Annotated in this window: 15 protein-coding genes and 1 pseudogene; 9 read left to right on the forward strand and 7 right to left on the reverse strand. The window is 72.9% G+C overall.

Annotated features, from left to right (window positions below; genetic code table 11):
- Window positions 1–229: 229 nt before the first annotated feature.
- The 7 genes from ABT048_RS34240 to ABT048_RS34270 all read right to left on the reverse strand — a co-directional run bounded on the left by ABT048_RS34240 (window position 230) and on the right by ABT048_RS34270 (window position 6,246).
- Window positions 230–1,615: an 8-oxoguanine deaminase gene (locus ABT048_RS34240; protein ID WP_350525491.1), complete on the reverse strand. Its 1,386-nt coding sequence runs from the start codon at window positions 1,613–1,615 to the stop codon at window positions 230–232.
- Between the two features lie 78 nt (window positions 1,616–1,693).
- Window positions 1,694–3,157 carry a nucleobase:cation symporter-2 family protein gene (locus tag ABT048_RS34245; RefSeq protein ID WP_350525492.1) on the reverse strand — a complete coding sequence of 488 codons (1,464 nt, stop codon included), beginning with the start codon at window positions 3,155–3,157 and terminating at the stop codon, window positions 1,694–1,696.
- A gap of 303 nt (window positions 3,158–3,460) precedes the next feature.
- Window positions 3,461–4,381 (reverse strand): factor-independent urate hydroxylase, encoded by a 921-nt coding sequence (gene pucL / locus ABT048_RS34250; RefSeq protein WP_350525493.1) that lies wholly within the window; start codon window positions 4,379–4,381, stop codon window positions 3,461–3,463.
- Window positions 4,382–4,413: 32 nt separating this feature from the next.
- Window positions 4,414–4,749, reverse strand: coding sequence for a hydroxyisourate hydrolase (gene uraH, locus ABT048_RS34255; RefSeq protein WP_350525494.1), 336 nt, complete (start codon window positions 4,747–4,749; stop codon window positions 4,414–4,416).
- Window positions 4,750–4,893: 144 nt separating this feature from the next.
- The gene (gene uraD, locus ABT048_RS34260; RefSeq protein ID WP_350525495.1) at window positions 4,894–5,397 is read right to left on the reverse strand and encodes a 2-oxo-4-hydroxy-4-carboxy-5-ureidoimidazoline decarboxylase; all 504 of its coding nucleotides are present in this window, start codon (window positions 5,395–5,397) and stop codon (window positions 4,894–4,896) included.
- Between the two features lie 226 nt (window positions 5,398–5,623).
- Entirely contained in the window at window positions 5,624–6,004 is a 381-nt protein-coding gene (locus tag ABT048_RS34265; protein ID WP_350525496.1) for a helix-turn-helix domain-containing protein, read from the reverse strand.
- Window positions 6,001–6,246 (reverse strand): thiamine-binding protein, encoded by a 246-nt coding sequence (locus tag ABT048_RS34270; protein WP_502894105.1) that lies wholly within the window; start codon window positions 6,244–6,246, stop codon window positions 6,001–6,003. Before ABT048_RS34270 ends, ABT048_RS34265 begins: the two co-directional genes overlap by 4 nt.
- A 215-nt stretch (window positions 6,247–6,461) precedes the next feature.
- On the opposite strand from ABT048_RS34270, the gene ABT048_RS34275 reads away from it, so the two are divergent.
- The 9 genes and pseudogenes from ABT048_RS34275 to ABT048_RS34315 all read left to right on the forward strand — a co-directional run bounded on the left by ABT048_RS34275 (window position 6,462) and on the right by ABT048_RS34315 (window position 17,893).
- Entirely contained in the window at window positions 6,462–7,307 is an 846-nt protein-coding gene (locus ABT048_RS34275; RefSeq protein ID WP_350525498.1) for a TIM barrel protein, read from the forward strand.
- 72 nt (window positions 7,308–7,379) lie between these two features.
- Window positions 7,380–8,267, forward strand: a complete 888-nt coding sequence (locus ABT048_RS34280; protein ID WP_350525499.1) for a 2-hydroxy-3-oxopropionate reductase — start codon at window positions 7,380–7,382, stop codon at window positions 8,265–8,267.
- A 469-nt stretch (window positions 8,268–8,736) separates the two neighbouring features.
- The gene (locus ABT048_RS34285) at window positions 8,737–9,879 is read left to right on the forward strand and encodes a glycerate kinase (protein ID WP_350525500.1); all 1,143 of its coding nucleotides are present in this window, start codon (window positions 8,737–8,739) and stop codon (window positions 9,877–9,879) included.
- 183 nt (window positions 9,880–10,062) lie between these two features.
- Window positions 10,063–11,496 carry an allantoinase AllB gene (allB, locus tag ABT048_RS34290; protein WP_350525501.1) on the forward strand — a complete coding sequence of 478 codons (1,434 nt, stop codon included), beginning with the start codon at window positions 10,063–10,065 and terminating at the stop codon, window positions 11,494–11,496.
- Window positions 11,444–12,553 (forward strand): annotated as a pseudogene (gene alc / locus ABT048_RS34295) (allantoicase); the annotation flags it as partial. The gene allB and the pseudogene alc, both read left to right, overlap by 53 nt.
- Window positions 12,554–12,847: 294 nt before the next feature.
- Window positions 12,848–14,308 (forward strand): catalase, encoded by a 1,461-nt coding sequence (locus tag ABT048_RS34300; RefSeq protein WP_350525502.1) that lies wholly within the window; start codon window positions 12,848–12,850, stop codon window positions 14,306–14,308.
- A gap of 341 nt (window positions 14,309–14,649) precedes the next feature.
- A complete protein-coding gene (locus ABT048_RS34305) occupies window positions 14,650–15,429 on the forward strand; it encodes an IclR family transcriptional regulator (RefSeq protein ID WP_350525503.1) in 780 nt (259 codons plus the stop codon).
- Window positions 15,430–15,671: 242 nt separating this feature from the next.
- On the forward strand, window positions 15,672–16,589 hold the full coding sequence (locus tag ABT048_RS34310; protein ID WP_350525504.1) for a metal-dependent hydrolase: 918 nt from the start codon (window positions 15,672–15,674) through the stop codon (window positions 16,587–16,589).
- Window positions 16,590–16,786: 197 nt separating this feature from the next.
- Window positions 16,787–17,893, forward strand: coding sequence for a PDR/VanB family oxidoreductase (locus tag ABT048_RS34315; RefSeq protein WP_350525505.1), 1,107 nt, complete (start codon window positions 16,787–16,789; stop codon window positions 17,891–17,893).

Consider the following 17,893-nt stretch of genomic DNA (forward strand, 5'->3'; position numbering starts at 1 on the left):
ACCTCCGCGGGTGTGGCCGCCGGCGTCGACCTGTGCCTGCACGTGATCCGCCGCGGCCACCGCGCCGCGGGCGCCCACCGGACCGCCCCGCTGTTGGGCGTGCGCCCCGGGCGGGGCGGCGGCCCGGCCCCCCCGGCGGGGCGCGGGGCCCCCGGTCCGCGCACCCGCGGCGGGGTGCGCGGAGTCCGGGTGCGCACCGTCCCTGGGCGCCCCGGAGTCCGAGGGTGCGTCAGACCGGCCGGGCCGCCAGCTCCCTGGCGGCACGGGCGCAGTCGCGCGCGATGCGGTCCTCGTTGACGGTGGTCAGCTGTCCCTTCTCGACCACCGCGTTGCCGTTGACGAACAGCACCGACAGCGGCGGCAGCGCGCCGAAGGTGAGGGCGGCGACCGGGTCGGCGATGGAGGAGTGCATGACCCCGTCGATCTTCCAGAGCGCCAGGTCGGCGAGCTTGCCGACCTCGATCGAGCCGATCTCGTCCTGCCGGCCGAGCACCCGGGCGCCGCCCATGGTGCCGAGGCGCAGCGCCTGCCGCCCGGTGAGGGCCTTGGGGGAGCCGTGCAGCCGGTTGATGAGCAGCGCGTTGCGCAGTTCGGTGCCGAGTTCGCCGGACTCGTTGGAGGCGGTGCCGTCCACGCCGAGGCCGACCGGGACGCCGGCCCGGAGCATGTCGGGTACGCGGGCGATGCCGGCGGCGAGGCGGGCGTTGGAGGACGGGCAGTGGGCGACGCCGGTGCCGGTCTCGGCGAACTTGGCGATGTCGGAGTCGTTCATGTGGACGCAGTGCGCCATCCAGACGTCCTCGCCGAGCCAGCCGACCGACTCGAAGTAGTCGGTCGGGCCCATGCCGAACAGCTCCTTGCAGAACTGCTCCTCCTCGGCGGTCTCCGAGCCGTGGGTGTGCAGCCGGACGCCCTTGCGGCGGGCGAGTTCGGCGGACTGGCGGAGCAGGTCGGTGGAGACCGAGAAGGGGGAGCAGGGCGCGATGGCGACGTGCAGCATCGAGCCGAAGGAGGAGTCGTGGTACCGGTCGACGGCGGCCTCGGAGGCGGCCAGGATGTCGTCCAGCTCCTCGACGGCGTGGTCCGGCGGCAGGCCGCCGTCCTTCTTGCTGCGGTCCATCGAGCCGCGCAGCGCGGTGAAGCGCAGGCCGAGTTCCTGGACGGCCTCGATCGAGGCGCCGAGGATGTCGCCGCCGTCCCTGGGGAACACGTAGTGGTGGTCCGAGGCGGTGGTGCAGCCGGACTTGAGCAGGGCGGCGGCGGAGCCCTGGCTGGCGGCGTGGACGAGCTTGTCGTCGATCCGGGCCCAGGTCGGGTAGAGGGCGACCAGCCAGTCGAACAGGATGTCGTCCTGGGCGAGGCCGCGGGTGATCCACTGGTAGAAGTGGTGGTGGGTGTTGACCAGGCCGGGGGTGACCAGGTGGCCCTCGCCGTTGATCCGGCGCACCACGTTGTCCAGCCACGCGGGGGCGGGGCCGGAGCCGACCGCCTCGATCGTGTTGCCGAGGATGACCACGTGTCCGCGGGCGTACTCGGTGTCGTTCGCGTCCACGGTGGCGATCGCGACGTTCTCGATCACGATCCGCTGGTCGGCGGGTGGGGGCTGGACTGCCATGGTGTCACTCCTAGGGGGGAGGGCCGGGAGGGGCGCGCGTCGGGCGTGTGCGGGTGGCACGCGCCCCTCCCGGGCCGGTCAGGACGGTGTCGCCGTCGGCACCGTCGCGCCGGAGGCCTGGCCGGATCTGGACCGGCGGGTGGTTCCGACGTGGTGGAAGAGCAGGTTGAGCAGGACGGCCATCACGCAGCCGGCCGAGATCCCCGAGTGCATCAGGGTCCGGACGGCCTCCGGGAAGGAGTCGTAGAACGTCGGCACCGCGATCGGGATGATGCCGACGCCGAGGGAGACCGACACCAGGATGGTGTGGGAGCTGGACTCCATGCCGGCCTCCGCGAGAGTGCGGATGCCGCTCGCCGCGACCGTGCCGAAGAGCACGATCCCGGCGCCGCCGAGGACGGGCTGCGGCACCAGGGAGACGACCGAGCCCAGCACGGGGAACAGCCCCAGCAGGACCAGGATGCCGCCGCCGGCCGCGACCACGAAGCGGCTGCGGATCTTCGTCAGCGCCACCAGCCCGATGTTCTGGGCGAAGGCGCTGGCGGCGAAGCCGTTGAAGACGGGGCTGAGCGCGGTGGCCAGGCCGTCGGCCCGCAGACCGGCGGCGAGGGTGGGCTCGTCGGCCTCGCGGTCGACGATCTTGCCGAGCGCGAGCATGTCGGCGGTGGACTCGGTCATCGAGACCACCATGACGATGCAGAGCGAGGCGATCGCGGCAGCGTCGAACATCGGCGCGCCGAAGTGGAACGGGGAGGGGAGCGCGAAGACCTTCGCGTCCCGGACCGCGCCGAAGTCGGCCAGTCCCAGCGGGAGGGCGGTCAGGGTGCCGAACGCCAGGCCGATGAGCAGGGACAGCTGCTGCCAGAAGCCGCGCAGCAGCCGGTTGCAGAGCACCACCGCGACGAGGGTGGTCGCGGCGAGGCCGATGGCCCGCATGGAGCCGTACCCGGGGGCGCTCGGCGAGCCGCCGCGCGCCCAGTTGACCGCCACCGGGAGCAGGGACACCCCGATGAGGGTGATCACGGTGCCCTGGACGACCGGGGGGAAGAACCGGATGAGCTTGCAGAAGTACGGCGCCGCGAGGAAGCACAGGAGCCCCGCGACGATCACCGCTCCGAAGATCACCGGGAGGGCGTCCTTCGGCCCGTGCTCCTTCGCGATGGCGATCATGGGCGCGACCCCCGCGAAGGAGACGCCGTTCACGAACGGCAGCCGCGCGCCGATCTTCCAGACGCCGAGCGTCTGGAGGAGGGTGGCCAGTCCGGCGGTGAACAGACTGGCCGAGATGAGCAGGGCGAGTTCGGCGGGGGAGAGCCCGACGCCGGCGCCGACGATGAGCGGGGGTGCGACGACTCCCGCGTACATCGCGGCGACGTGCTGGAGTCCGGTGGAGACCAGCTTCACCGGGGGCAGCAACTCGTCCACGGGGTGGGGCCCGTGGCCGGAGGGATCACCGGGGAGGTGTGCCGGTGAGCCCTCCGGGCCGTGGGTTCTTGCAGGGGTGGAACCGCCGTCTGTACTGCTGGTGTTGCTGGGTGCCATGTCGAGCCCCTCTTGTGCCCGTGGCTCCCGGCGCGCCCGCGGCGCTGGAGACCCCCCGAGGACGGGACGGCGGAGCAAGGATTCCTCGGGGTGCTTCTCCAGTGCCCCGGGCCGGCCGCCGCGAGGCAGACACGAACTCCGGTGGGTGGGGGTGGAGAAACTGGTGGTGCGGGTGGTGCGGGTGGAGAAACGGGTGGTGCGGGTGGTGCGGGTGGTGCGCGTGGACCTGCCCGCCCGGGCTCGACCGGCCTGCGAGGGCCGGAGGGTGCGGCGATTCCGGGCGGTGTCCACGGGCGGAGGAGGTCAGACGACCGGGATGACCGGGACGACGCCCTCGCGGTGCACGGTGCCCTCGATCAGGCCGTACATGCGGTCCGCGGCGTAGTAGACCTCGTTCTCGTTCTTGAGGCCGAAGGGCTCCAGGTCGACGAGGAAGTGGTGCTTGTTGGGCAGTTCGAGGCGTACCTCGTCCACCTCGGCGCGGTTGTTGAGGACCCGGGTGCCCATCGCGTGCAAGGTCTGCTGCAGCGAGTAGGAGTAGGTCTCGGCGAACGCCTCCAGCATGTGCCGCTTCACGTGGGCGTAGGAGCGGTTCCAGTTGGGCTGGGCCTCGCCGTCCCTGCCGCTGTAGCCGTACTTCCAGCGGGCGGTGACCTGGGTGGCGAGGATGCGGTCGTACGCCTCCTGCAGGGTGGTGTACTTGTCCTTGATGTAGCCCCAGAACTCCGAGTTGGTGGAGTTCATCACCACGAGGTCCTTGAGGCCGGAGATGACCCGGACGGTCTCGCCGTCGTAGGAGATCTCGGTGGTGCGGACCTCCTGGCCGGTGCGGACGAAGGAGTGGCCGACCTCCTCCGAGCCGATGAAGCGGGCCGAGCTGTCCGGCGTCTTGATCCGGTCCCAGGAGTACTCCTCGATCCGGATCCGGGCGCCGTGGACGACGCCGCGCTCGGTGTTGTCGACGAAGTGGCGTGCCAGGACGATGCCGAAGGCCTCGGCCGACTCGATGCCGTACTCCTTGGCGAAGGCGTAGACGGTGTTCTTGGTGGTGTCGGTGGGGAGGCAGTTGGCGTTGGACCCGGTGAGGTGGACGTCCTCGAACTCACCCTGGAGGGAGACCGAGACGTTCAGGTCCTTGATCTCGTGCCGGGTGGAGTCGCGGGAGATCCGGACGATGCGGTTCTCCGCCTTGCCGTACTGGTTCTGACCGAGCACGTGGGCCATGACGTGGCTCCTAGAGCTTCCAGGTCGGTCTACTAGCTTCCGCGGTAGACCGAGTATCCGAACGGGTTGAGCAGCAGCGGCACGTGGTAGTGGTGCTGTTCGGGCGCGACCGTGAAGACGATCGAGACCTCGGGGAAGAACGGCGGCTCCGTGGACGTGAGCGCGTAGTAGGCGCCGGTGTCGAAGAGCAGCCGGACGACCGAGCCCGCCTCCACGGCCGGGAGGTCCTTGACCCGGCCGTCGGAGTCCGTGGCGGAGGTGCCGAGCACCTGCCAGCCACCCTCGGTGTGCAGTGCGAGCTCGACCGGGACACCCTCGGCCGGGCGGCCGAGGCTGGTGTCGAGCACGTGGGTGGAGATGCCAGTCATGGGCGAAGTGACCTTACTGATGGCAGAGGTGATGGTGCGTCAGTTTCCTTGTGACATGCCGGCCTGTCCGGGTGCGGGAGCGACACGGGCTGACGGTCGATCAGAGGTGTTGCTGTCGGGCCGGTGTCGATCGGGTGGTGTCGATCAGGCCGTGTCGATCAGACGGTTGAGCCGGATGTCGTTGATCTTGCGCAGCTCCCCGCGGACGATCTCCGCCTCGGTGGCGGCGTCGTTGGGGTGGCGCTCGCGCAGGGCGGCGAGCATGCCGGTCGCGGTGCGGCCGGTCGCGCAGATCAGGAACACGTGGCCGAACTTCGCCTCGTAGGCGGCGTTGGCCTCGCGCAGTTCGTCGAGGACCGCTTGGTCCACGCCCTGGATCCCGGCCTGTTCGCGCTCGGAGGTGGCGTCGCCCGGCTTGGGCGTGCCGATCCGGGCGTGGCCGGCCATCGCGTCGCGCAGGTCCTCGGCCGTCAGCGACGCCATGGCCGCCGCGTTGGCGGCGAGCAGGGCCCCGCGGTCGGACCACGGCTTGGCCTCCGCTACCGCGGCGGCCCAGCGGGGGCTGGAGCATACCTCCAGCAGGATCGCTTCCAGCTCGGCGGCGTCGGCCGCGGCCAGGGCGTCAAGGGCGTGGGGGTGGTTGGTCACGGGTGGACCTCCTGAAGAGTGGTGCCACCCGGAAAAGCTAGATCGACCCCACCCGGTCGTCAACACTTTGTTGAACGGTTGGTGGTTACGTTTTGAACCGGCCCGCCGTGCCGGGCCCTTTCGTGTGCGATTCGCCAAGTGTGCCCCGCCGCGGGCCGATCCAGACTGGCCGCACCGACGGGGTCACCCGTTCGGAAGCCCCCGCGAGGGGGCTTCGGGAAGCCCGTCAGGAGGACTTCGAGCCGTCCTGGCGGTTCAGGTAGTTGTACACCGTGAAGCGGCTGACGCCCAGGGCCGAGGCGACCGTCTCGACGCCGTGGCGGACGGTGAAGGCGCCGCGCTCCTCCAGCAGGGCGACGACCCGCTGCTTCTCCAGCCGGTCCAGCTCGGCCAGCGGGCGGCCGTCGAACTGGCGGGTCATCTCGGCCAGCAGCCGGTCCAGCGCGCTGCTGAGGTGGGGCAGTCGGACGGCCAGCGCCGGCGTGCCCTCCCACTCCAGGACGACGTCCTCGGGCTTCGCCTCGTCCAACGGGACGGGCGTCGCGCCGACCGCGTCCAGCAGCGGCTTTATCGCCGCGGCGAGCGGGTGTTCCACGTGCTCGGTCACGGCGTACCGCCCTCCTCGTCCAGGACGCTGACCTGGACCGAGATGCGGGTCGCGCCCGCGTCCAGGGTCTCCCGGAGCAGCTTGGTCACCGCGGCGAGGACCTGGTCGGCCTCGCCCTCGGCGCCGGTCCCGAAGGGGCCGACCGACACGGCCAGGCCGGCCTCGTCGACCGCTTTGCGGGCCGCCGCGGCGTGCTCCGGGAACGTGTCCAGTTCGAACGGTTCTGTCGTGAACTCCACCATCAATCGCACGGGATCACTGTATCGAGCGGGGGTGCGGGCGGGCAGGGGCTGGGTGATCGAACAGCCGGGTCCAGGGTGGCGGAGTGCGCTCCGAGCGTCTTCAACAAATTGTTGCGGCGCCCTTGACACTCGCTTCGCCGTCCGGAGATGCTTCCACCACACAGAATCCCTCTTCCGGATCGTGGAAGTTGCGGATGACGGAAGAGAGATGAGAGGTGACTGACGTGACGGCCGCTGCCAAGCACCACTTCACGGTCAACCTGTCGATCCTGTTCGGCGAGCTGCCCCTCCTGGAGCGCCCCGCCGCGGCCGCCGCGGCCGGCTTCACCGCCGCCGAGCTCTGGTGGCCCTTCGGCGAGGAGCACGACCCCTCGGAGGCCGAGATCGACGCGCTCCGCAAGGCGTTCACCGACGCCGGGGTGCGGCTCACCGGCCTCAACTTCCTGGACGACCTCGGCAGGGGCGCCCGCGGGACGGTCTCCGTACCGTCCGAGCGGGACCGCTTCCGGGCCAACGTCCCGGTCGCCACCGGGATCGCCGGCTCGCTCGGCACCAAGGCGCTCAACGCGCTGTACGGCAACCGGGTGGCGGGCGTCGAGGCGGCCGAGCAGGACGCCCTCGCGCTGGAGAACCTGGTGCTCGCCGCCCGGGCGGCGCACGGGATCGGCGCGGTCCTGCTGATCGAGGCCCTGAACGGGGCCGAGTCCCCGGACTACCCGCTGGTCTCCGCCGCCGCGGCGGTCGAGGTCGTCGACAAGGTCAATGCCGCCACCGGCCTGGGCAACGCCCGGTTCCTGTGCGACCTCTACCACCTGGCCAAGAACGGCGAGGACCTGGCGCAGGTCATCGACACGTACGCCGACCGCATCGGCCACGTGCAGATCGCCGACAACCCGGGCCGCCACGAGCCCGGCACCGGCGGCCTGGACTTCGAGGACCTGTTCGCCCGGCTCACCGCCGCCGGCTACACCGGCCCGATCGGCCTGGAGTACCGCCCCTCCACCGGCGTCAGCGCCGACAGCTTCGGGTGGCTGCCGCGCGAGCTGCGCGCCGCCGCGTAGCGCTCGCCGAGCCGCGACGCGACGCGCCGCCGACCCACCCTCCAACCCCGCACACGTAAGGAACTCGACGCGATGAGCCGCAAGATCGCCTTCATCGGCCTCGGCATCATGGGCAGCCCGATGGCCGCCAACCTGGTCAAGGCCGGCCACCACGTCACCGGCTTCAACCTCACCCAGCCGCAGATCGACGCCCTGGTCGCGGCCGGCGGCCACGGCGCCGCCTCCATCGCGGACGCGGTGCAGGACGCCGAGGTCGTCATCACCATGGTCCCCGCCGACCCGCACGTCGAGCAGGTCATCCTGGGCGAGGGCGGCGTGCTGGAGAACGCCAAGCCCGGCACCCTGGTGATCGACATGTCCTCGATCACCCCGCAGACCTCGATCAAGGTCGAGGCGGCCGCCAAGGAGAAGGGCGTCCGCACGCTGGACGCCCCGGTCTCCGGCGGCGAGGCCGGTGCCGTCGAGGCCGTCCTGTCGATCATGGTCGGCGGCGCCGCCGAGGACTTCGCCGAGGCCAAGCCGCTGTTCGACGCGCTGGGCACCACCGTGATCCACGTCGGCCCGGCCGGCGCCGGCCAGACCGTCAAGGCCGCCAACCAGCTGATCGTCGCCGTCAACATCCAGGTGCTGGCCGAGGCCGTGGTCTTCCTGGAGAACGCCGGCGTCGACCTGCAGGCCGCGCTGGACGTGCTCGGCGGCGGCCTGGCCGGCTCGACCGTGCTCAACCGCAAGAAGGCGAACATGCTGAACCGCGAGTTCGCCCCGGGCTTCCGGATCGACCTGCACCACAAGGACATGGGCATCGTCACCGACGCCGCCCGCGCCGTGGGCGCCGCGCTGCCGGTCGGCGCCGTGGTGGCCCAGCTGGTCGCCTCCGCCCGGGCCAACGGCGACGGCTCGCTCGACCACTCGGCGCTGCTGCGCGGCGTCGAGCGGCTCTCCGGCCGCGAGGTCGCGTAACACCCTCGGGGGCTCCCGCGCGGAGCCCCCGTCCCTGACTCCTCCTGGCGGCGTGTACCCATCCGGTCGTGCCCGCGCCGCCAGGAGGTCGAACCCGACCGGCGTGCGGGCTGGGGCTCATCCGCCCGCCCGCCGGTCGATCCAGCCGGTGATGCGTACTCCCACCAGGGGGCACTTCGGTCGTGCCTGCGCGTCGCCTGGCCCCCTCCCCGCCGAGGGGAGCCCCCCGTACGTCGGAAGCGGGACGGGGGGAACGGCGGGGAGGGGGTCGCACCCTCCCGGGGCAGGGCCCGTTCAGAGCGGGCCCGTTCACACCAGGCTCGTTCACACCGGGCTCGTTCACACCGGTCCGGGCAGGCCCCGTTCACACCGGTTCGGCCGAGGGGCTCGCACCCCCGGACCTCCGGGCACATGCTTGACGCACGTCGCAGTACCACCGCCACACCCGTACGGAAGCGAGGACCGCACCATGCCCCCCACCCCCCGCCAGGGCCATGTGGTCGTCGCCCCCGACAAGTTCAAGGGCAGCCTGGAGGGCGCCGAGGTGGCCGCCCGGATCGCCGCCGGCATCCGCCGCGCCGCGCCCGGCACCGAGGTGCGCGAGCTGCCCGTCGCCGACGGCGGCGAGGGCACCCTGGCCGCCGCGCTCGCGGCCGGCTTCGACCGCGTGCCGGCCAAGGTGGCCGGTCCGACGGGTCTGCCGGTGGACGCCGCGCTCGCCGTCCGGGGCGACACCGCCGTCGTCGAACTGGCGCAGGCCTCGGGCCTCGCCCGGCTGCCCGGCGGCCGGACCGCCCCGCTCGCGGCCGGGTCCTTCGGGGTCGGCCAGCTGATCGCCCGGGCCGTCTCGCTCGGCGTCAAGCGGATCGTGCTGGGCCTCGGCGGCAGCGCCTGTACGGACGGCGGTGCGGGCATGGTGCAGGCGCTCGGGGTGCGCCTGCGGGACGCCGACGGCGCCGAACTCCCGCCCGGCGGTGCCGCGTTGCGCAGGCTCGCGGAGATCGAGCTCGGCCCGCTGGCCGACGCGCTGGGCGGTGTCGAGATCGTGGTGGCCTGCGACGTGGACAACCCGCTGCTCGGGCCGCGCGGCGCCACCGCCGTCTACGGTCCGCAGAAGGGCGCGGACGGCGACGACCTGGTGGTCCTGGAGGAAGGACTCACCCGGTTCGCCGACCTCGTCGCCGAAGCCACCGGACGGGACGTCCGGGAGGCTCCCGGCGCCGGCGCCGCGGGCGGGGTGGGCTTCGCCGCCCTCGCCCTGCTCGGCGCCACCATGCGACCCGGCATCGAGCTGCTGCTCGACCTGCTGGGCTTCGACGAGGCCGTGCGTGGGGCACGCCTCGTCGTGACCGGCGAGGGTTGCCTGGACGCGCAGACGCTCCACGGCAAGGCCCCCGCCGGGGTTGCCGCGGCGGCCGCCCGGGCGGGGGTTCGGGTGGCTGCCGTGGCGGGCCGGCTGGAACTCGCCGAGCCGCAGTGGCGGGCGGCCGGCTTCGCCGCCGCGATCGCGCTGACCGACCTGGCCGAACAGCCCGGGGACAGCATGGCGAGGGCCGCCGAACTGGCCGAGGTCGCGGGGGAGCGGTTGGCCGGTGTGCTGCTGCCGCGCTGAACCCTCGTAGGTTCATCCATTGACGTTTTGTTGAAGGCGGGCCTAGGCTCCCCGCAATCCCCGCCTCCTCCCTCGCCTCCCTCCTCGCCCCTTCCTTCGCCCCTCCCGCGAACCCTTCCCGGCGAACCGTTGCGAAGCGCCCCCCAACCACCACCCCCGACTCCTTGGCCCCGGAGGTCTCCCATGCCTTTCAGTCAGCCGACGGTGATCCGCTCCCGACGGGTGGTCCTGCCCGACGGCGAGCGCCCCGCGGACGTGCTGATCCGGGACGGGAAGATCGAGCAGGTCGCCGCGCACGGCTCGCTCCCGGCCGGCGACCGCGAGCTCGCCGACCTCGGCGACACCGCCCTGCTGCCCGGCCTGGTCGACACCCACGTGCACGTCAACGAGCCCGGCCGCACCGAGTGGGAGGGCTTCGCCACCGCCACCCGGGCCGCCGCGGCCGGCGGCGTCACCACGATCATCGACATGCCGCTCAACTCGATCCCGCCCACCACCACGGTGGAGGGACTGCTGGTCAAGCGGAAGACCGCCGAGGGCCAGGCGTGGGTCGACCTGGGCTTCTGGGGCGGGGCCGTCCCCGGCAACGTCGCCGACCTCGAACCCCTGCACCGCGAGGGCGTGTTCGGCTTCAAGAGCTTCCTCGCCCCCTCCGGGGTGGACGAGTTCCCGCACGTCGAGGCCGCCGACCTGGAGGCCGCGCTGGCCGAGCAGGCCCGGATCGGGGCGCTGGCGATCATCCACGCCGAGGACCCGACCGTCCTCGCCGCCGCCCCGCAGCAACCCGGCGTCCACTACCGGGACTTCCTGGCCTCCCGCCCCGCCGACGCCGAGACCGCGGCCGTCGCCCACCTGCTCGACACCGCCCGGCGCACCGGCGCCCGGGTGCACATCCTGCACGTCTCCTCCGCCGCCGTGCTGCCCCTGCTGCGCCGGGCGCGCGAGGACGGCGTCCGGGTGACCGCCGAGACCTGCCCGCACTACCTGACCCTCGCGGCCGAGCAGGTGCCCGACGGCGACACCGCCTTCAAGTGCTGCCCGCCGATCCGCGACGAGTCCAACCGGGACGCCCTCTGGGAGGCCCTGGCGAACGGCGAGTTCATCGCCGTCGTCTCCGACCACTCGCCGTCCACCCCCGACCTCAAGCTGCTGCCCGAGTACGGCGGCAGCGGGGACTTCGCGGCCGCCTGGGGCGGCATCGCCTCGCTGCAGCTCGGCCTGCCGGCCGTCTGGACCGAGGCCCGCCGCCGCGGTCACACCCTGTCCGACGTCGTGCGCTGGATGTCCGCCGGACCGGCCGAACTGGTCGGCCTCACCGGCACCAAGGGCGCCATCGCGCCCGGCCACGACGCCGACCTGGTCGCCTTCGACCCCGACGGCGAGTTCGCCGTCCGGGCGAGCGGGTTGCACCACCGCAACCCGGTGACCCCGTACGCGGGCCGGACCCTCACCGGCGCGGTGCGCACCACCTGGCTCCGCGGCCGCGAGGTGGACACCGCGGCCCGCCCCTTCGGCCGGCAGCTCGCCCGGCCCGCGGCCCCGGCTGCCGCTCCTGCCGCCGCTCCTGCCATCGACCGTACCGCCGCGCGTACCGCCACCCCGTCCGATCGCTCCTGAAGGAGAGTCAGTGACCACTGCCGACACCCCGAGCGCTCCGTTCACCGAGCTGGTCGACCTGGCCTCCCGACTGCTCGGCGCGGGCGTCGTCGCCACCAACGAGGACACCTTCGCGGACGCGGAGAACCTGCTGGTCGCCAAGCCGGCCGAGTTCCGCCCGCACACCTTCGGCCACAAGGGCCAGATCATGGACGGCTGGGAGTCCAAGCGCCGCCGCGGCGTCTCCGCCGAGCAGCCGCACCCCACCGACCAGGACCACGACTGGGCGATCGTCCGGCTCGGCGTCGCCGGTGCGATCCGCGGCGTGATCGTGGACACCGCCCACTTCACCGGCAACTACCCGGAATCCGGCTCGGTCCAGGCCGTGTCCGTCCCCGGCCACCCCTCGCCGGAGGAGCTGCAGGCCGCCCGGTGGACCACGATCGTGCCGCGCACCCCGCTGCGCGGGAACACCGCGCACGAGTTCGCCGTCGACGACGACGCCCGCTACACCCACGTACGGCTGAACATCTTCCCGGACGGCGGCGTCGCCCGGCTGCGCGTGCACGGCGAGGTGCTGCCCGACCCGCGCGAGCTGGACGGCCTCACCTTCGACCTGGCCGCCCAGGAGTACGGCGGCGTGGCCGAGGCGGCGTCCGACCGCTACTTCTCCTCCCCGCACAACCTGAACGCTCCCGGCCGCGCCTCCGTCATGGGCGACGGTTGGGAGACCCGGCGTCGGCGCGACAAGGCCAACGACTGGGTGCAGATCGCCCTGGCCGGGGGCGGCGAGGTCCTGGCCGCCGAGGTGGACACGTCCCACTTCGTCGCCAACGCCCCCGGCTGGGCCGACCTGATCGGCTTCGACGCCTCGACCGGGGCCGACCCGGCCGACGGCGAGTGGTTCGAGCTGCTGCCGCGCACCCGGCTCCAGCCCGACACCCGGCACCGCTTCCGGCTCGACACCGGCCGCCCGGTGACCCACGTGCGCATCAACGTCTACCCGGACGGCGGCCTCGCCCGCCTCCGGCTCACCGGCCGCCTCACCGAGGCCGGCCGCGCGGCCCTCGCGCTGCGCTGGTTCAACGCCGTCCCGGCCGACGAGGCCGCCACCGCCCTCACCGAGGCCGGGCTGACCGCCGACGAGGCCGCCGCGCTGACCGCCGCCCGCCCGCTGGCGGACCCGGCCGCCGTCGGCGCCGCCGTCGCGGCGCTCCGGCCGACCGACGGCCCCGACGGCGAGCACTCCTCCCGCCGCCGCGCGGCCGCCTGGCGCCTGCTCGGGGCCTGACCCCCCGGTCGGCGCAACAGCCCGACGGATCGTCAGCCCACCCTCCACGCACCGCCCTTATCGACACCTGAAGGACCCTCCATGTCCAAGATCCTGACCACGGAGTCCGGCGCCCCGATCGCCGACAACCAGAACTCGGCCTCGGCCGGCGAGTACGGCCCGCTGCTGATCCAGGACCAGCAGCTGCTGGAGAAGCTGGCCCGGTTCAACCGGGAGCGCATCCCGGAGCGCGTCGTGCACGCCCGCGGCTCCGGCGCCTACGGCTACTTCGAGGTCACCGACGAGGTGTCGCGCTACACCCGGGCGGGCTTCCTCTCCGAGGTCGGCAAGCGCACCGAGGTCTTCCTGCGCTTCTCCACCGTGGCCGGCAACCTGGGCGCCGGCGACGCGGTGCGCGACCCGCGCGGCTTCGCGCTGAAGTTCTACACCGAGGACGGCAACTACGACCTCGTCGGCAACAACACCCCGGTGTTCTTCATCAAGGACCCGATCAAGTTCCCCGACTTCATCCACTCGCAGAAGCGCGACCCGTACACCGGCGTGCAGGAGGCGGACAACGTCTGGGACTTCTGGGCCCACTCGCCCGCCTCGACCCACCAGATCACCTGGCTGTTCGGCGACCGCGGCATCCCGGCCTCCTACCGCCACATGAACGGCTACGGCTCGCACACCTACCAGTGGGTCAACGCCGAGGGCGACGCCTACTGGGTGAAGTACCACTTCAAGACCAACCAGGGCGTCCGCTGCCTGGACGGCGACCAGGCCGCCGAGGTGCTCGGCGCCGACGCCGACTCGCACCAGCGCGACCTCCACCAGGCCATCGAGCGCGGGGTGTTCCCGTCCTGGACCCTCTACGTCCAGCTGATGCCGGTCGCCGAGGCCGCGGACTACCGCTTCAACCCGTTCGACCTGACCAAGGTGTGGCCGCACGCCGACTACCCGCTGGTCAAGGTCGGCCGCCTGGTGCTCAACAGGAACCCGGAGAACGTCTTCGGCGAGGTCGAGCAGTCCGCGTTCTCGCCGAACAACTTCGTGCCCGGCATCGGCCCGTCCCCGGACAAGATGCTCCAGGGCCGGCTGTTCGCCTACGCCGACGCCCAGCGCTACCGCCTCGGCGTCAACCACACCCAGCTGCCGGTGAACGCCCCGCGCGCCACCGAGGCCGCCAACTACGGCCGGGACGGCCTCATGGCCGCCAACACCGCGGGCCGCGGCAAGAACTACGAGCCCAACTCGTACGACGGCCCGGCCCAGACCGACGCCGCGCTCGCCGCGCCGGTGAAGGTCGACGGCCACACCGGCACCTACACCACGCCGGCCCACAGCAAGGACGACGACTTCTTCCAGGCCGGTGAGCTCTACCGGCTGATGTCGGCCGGGGAGAAGACCCGTCTGATCGACAACATCGCCGGCTTCCTGGCGCAGGTGACCCGCGACGACATCGTCGAGAAGAACCTCGCCCACTTCCACGCCGCGGACGAGGAGTACGGCGCCCGCCTGGCCGCCGCCGTCGCCAAGCTGCGCGCGGGCGACGAGGGCTGACGGCCGCCGCGGCCGACCGACCACCCTCCCCGGCCACCGGGCCCGCACCCGGTGGCCGCACGGCGGGCCTCTCCCCCCTGGGCAGTGGGGGAGGGGCCCGTCGCGGCGTTCGCCCGGGGCGGGCTGTCGGGTCGTCACCGTCTGCTTCGTCACTGCCGGTTGTCGCTACCGGGCCGTAACCGCCGAACCGTGACCTCCGGGGCGCGTTTCCCCAGGTCGACCGGAGGTTGCTCCACGGAATGTTCACGGATATTCACGGACGGCAGTCGTCGGGCCCGCCGGGTCGATAGGCTGGTGCGTGCCCGCGGTCGCTCCGTGGGGGGACATCGGAAGGGGACGACATGTCGACACCAGCCCCGGGTCGTCACGCCGCGCTGGACCAGGGCCTGACCGGCCCGTTCACCTCCCTGCAGCACGCCCTCAGACTGCTGGAGGCGGTCGACCGCCACCCCGACGGCGCCACCCTGGTGGGCCTCGCGCGGGAGACCTCGCTCGGGCTGCCGACCGTGCGGCGGCTCGCGGAGATCCTGGAGATCGAAGGCTATCTCCAGTGCCAGGACGGCGGTTGGGTGCTCGGCGGCACCTTCGCCCTGCTCGGGCAGAACAACCGCGAGCAGCTGGTCAATGCCCGACTGAACCGCAAACTGGCCGAACTCCGGGACGAGTTGGGCGCCGCGGTGTACTTCAGCCGTTACCACGACGGCGAGTTGTCGGTGGAGGCGGTCTCGGCGGCCGACTACGCCCCGGCGGTCCAGGAGTGGGTGGACTTCCGGGCCACGGCGCACGCCAGTGCGATCGGCAAGTGCCTGCTCAGCCAGCTGGACTCGGACGCCCGGCGCGACCACCTCTCCCGGCACCCGGTCGCCCGGCTCACCTCCCGAACGGTCACCGACGCCGACCAGTTGATGCACCGTCTGGAGCGGCAGCCGGCCACCGTGCCGGTGCTGGACATCCAGGAGTACGCGCTGGGCACGGTGTGCGCCGCCGTGCCGATCACGGCGGGAAGCACGGTCGGCTGCCTGGCCACCTCCATGTCGGCGGACAACATCCACAAGCTGAAGGCCGCCGCCGAACTGCTGGCGGCCCGGGCGGCGCCGCTGATGCTGGCGATGGCGGTCTGAGCCGTCCGCCCGAAGGCCCCGCCGGACGTGTCGCGTCCGGCGGGGCCCGTGCGTTTCTCGCCGAACGTTTCCTTCGCGTGTTCCGCCGCGTGGTTCCCGGGATGTTTCCGGGGGCGTCCAGCGGTGCACATCACTTATTAGACTCGATGTCGATAAGGGTCGCCGAAACCCTTGTCCCGGCCGCTACCCGCGAGTACGTTTCCCTGAGCCGAGCCGCCGCCCCCAGGTCAGGAGGGCCTGCCATGCCCCGATCCACCCCCGTCCCCGCCCTCGCCGCCCCCGCCGCACGCGTGCACGACAGCCTCGTCCTGGAGCCCCGGGACGTCCGCTTCGACTGGGCCCAGCTGCCACTGCACTGGATCCCGGACGAGCCGATGGCCACCCACGTCATCAACGTGCTGCACCTGCTGCTGCCCGAGGGCGAGCGCTGGTTCGTCAAGGTGTTCAAGGAGGCGCTGCCGCTCATCCGGGACGACCAACTGCGCGAAGAGGTCCTTGGGTTCATCGGGCAGGAGGCCATCCACGCCGAGGCGCACCAGGAAGTCCTGGACCACCTGCTCGGCCAGGGGCTGGACCCTCGTCCGTACGTCCGACAGGTCTCCTGGCTGTTCCAGCGGGTCCTGGGCGACAAGCCGGGGCTGACGCCGGCGCGGCGGCGGGAGAACATCATCGAGCGGGTCGCGTTCATCGCGGCCATCGAGCACTTCACCGCCTTCCTCGGCGACTGGGCCCTCAACTCCCCGGGCCTGGACCGGGCCAAGGCCGACCCGACGATGCTCGACCTGCTGCGCTGGCACGGCGCCGAGGAGGTCGAGCACCGCAGCGTCGCCTACGACCTGATGGTCCACCTGGATCCGGGCTACTTCCGGCGGATCCGCGGGATGGCGGTGTCCGGGCCGCTGCTGGTGCACCTCTGGGTGCGCGGCGCCCGCTTCCTGCTCGCGGCCGACCCGACCCTGGCCGGGCGACTCAAGCCCAGCTGGCGCGAGGCCGGGCGGATCGCCAAGCGCGGCCTGCTGCCGGACCCGATCGGGTCGATCCGCTCCGGGCTGCGGTACCTGCGGCCGGGCTACCACCCGACCCAGGAGGGGTCCTCCAGCCAGGCGCTGGGCTACCTCGCCACCTCGCCGGCCGCCCGCGCGGCCGCCGCGCGCGGCTGACGGCGGACAGGGTTCAGTGAACCGATGACAGCGGACGGATGACAGCGAACAGATTTCAGAGAACGTCATCTGTCATCTGTCATCTGTCATCTGTCAGCCGTCCTCCGTCGCCTGTGACCCGTCACTTGTCACCCGTCATCCGCCCCGCGCCCGACGCCCCGCCCGACGCCTCTCCCGACGCCAAGGAACCCCGCCGGATGGACCTGCTCACCCCGCCCCCCGACCTCTACGGCCGCCCGCGCGCCGACGCGTTCATGCGCTGGCTCACCGCCTTCGGCGACCGCTACTCCCCGGCCCTCGGCGGCCCCCTGCTGCGCCGCAACCCCCGCCGCCCGTTCAGCCGCCCCACCCCGCAGCTGCAGCTGGTCGTCACCGCCCGCCGCGAACTGGCCGCCGACGTCGTCGAGTTGCAGCTCGCCGACCCCTCCGGCGGCCTGCTGCCGGCCTGGCAGCCCGGTGCCCACCTGCGCCTCGCCCTGCCCTCCGGCCGCGAGCGCCACTACTCCCTCACCGGTGACCCGGCCTACCGCACCGCCTACCGCATCGCCGTCCGGCGGCTGCCCGGGGGCGGTGGCGGGTCCGTCGAGATCCACGACGCCCTGCACCCCGGCGCCCGCCTCACCGCCCGCCGCCCGCGCAACGGCTTCGCCTTCTGCGCCGAACCCGCCGTCCTCCTGCTGGCCGGCGGCATCGGCATCACCCCGCTGCTCCCGATGGCCCGCGAGGCGCAGCGCCACGGCCTGGACTGGCGCCTGGTGCACGTCGGCCGCAGTGCCGACACCCTCCCGTACGCGGACGAGCTGCGCGCCCTCGATCCGCGCCGGGTGGTCCTGCGCACCGACGACGAGCACGGCGGCGTCCCCACCGGCGCCGAGCTGCTGGCCCACGCCCCGCGCGGTGCCGCCGTCTACTGCTGCGGCCCGGCGCCGATGCTCGCCGCCGTGCAGCGGGCCCTGGACGGCGGCCCGGAGGGGTCCGGCGGGCCCAGCGGTGCGCTGCACTTCGAGCGCTTCGGCGCCGCCCCGATCACCGACGGCGAGCCCTTCACCGTCCGCCTCGGCACGGACGGCCCGACCCTCGACGTGCCCGCCGACCGGTCCGCCCTGGACGTGCTGCGGGAAGCCCGCCCGGGCCTCCCGTACTCGTGCCACCAGGGCTTCTGCGGCACCTGCGAGGTCCGCCTGCTGGCCGGCTCGCCCGACCACCGGGACCGCCGCCTCACCCCCGAGCAGCGCGCCGCCGGTGCCCTGTTGCCCTGTGTCTCCCGGGCCGCCGAGGGTGAGACCCTCGTGCTCGACCTCTAG

The sequence above is a fragment of the Kitasatospora sp. NPDC096140 genome (assembly GCF_040303045.1).
Taxonomy (GTDB): Bacteria; Actinomycetota; Actinomycetes; order Streptomycetales; family Streptomycetaceae; genus Kitasatospora.

Bases quoted from the DNA above. Each gene is read 5' to 3' on its own strand.
- ABT048_RS34305 (WP_350525503.1), top strand. From the start codon at position 14,650: ATGTCGACACCAGCCCCGGGTCGTCACGCCGCGCTGGACCAGGGCCTG.
- pucL (WP_350525493.1), bottom strand. From the start codon at position 4,381: ATGGCCCACGTGCTCGGTCAGAACCAGTACGGCAAGGCGGAGAACCGC.
- allB (WP_350525501.1), top strand. From the start codon at position 10,063: ATGCCTTTCAGTCAGCCGACGGTGATCCGCTCCCGACGGGTGGTCCTG.
- uraH (WP_350525494.1), bottom strand. From the start codon at position 4,749: ATGACTGGCATCTCCACCCACGTGCTCGACACCAGCCTCGGCCGCCCG.
- ABT048_RS34240 (WP_350525491.1), bottom strand. From the start codon at position 1,615: ATGGCAGTCCAGCCCCCACCCGCCGACCAGCGGATCGTGATCGAGAAC.
- ABT048_RS34315 (WP_350525505.1), top strand. From the start codon at position 16,787: ATGGACCTGCTCACCCCGCCCCCCGACCTCTACGGCCGCCCGCGCGCC.
- ABT048_RS34270 (WP_502894105.1), bottom strand. From the start codon at position 6,246: ATGGTGGAGTTCACGACAGAACCGTTCGAACTGGACACGTTCCCGGAG.
- ABT048_RS34280 (WP_350525499.1), top strand. From the start codon at position 7,380: ATGAGCCGCAAGATCGCCTTCATCGGCCTCGGCATCATGGGCAGCCCG.
- ABT048_RS34285 (WP_350525500.1), top strand. From the start codon at position 8,737: ATGCCCCCCACCCCCCGCCAGGGCCATGTGGTCGTCGCCCCCGACAAG.
- ABT048_RS34245 (WP_350525492.1), bottom strand. From the start codon at position 3,157: ATGGCACCCAGCAACACCAGCAGTACAGACGGCGGTTCCACCCCTGCA.
- ABT048_RS34310 (WP_350525504.1), top strand. From the start codon at position 15,672: ATGCCCCGATCCACCCCCGTCCCCGCCCTCGCCGCCCCCGCCGCACGC.
- ABT048_RS34300 (WP_350525502.1), top strand. From the start codon at position 12,848: ATGTCCAAGATCCTGACCACGGAGTCCGGCGCCCCGATCGCCGACAAC.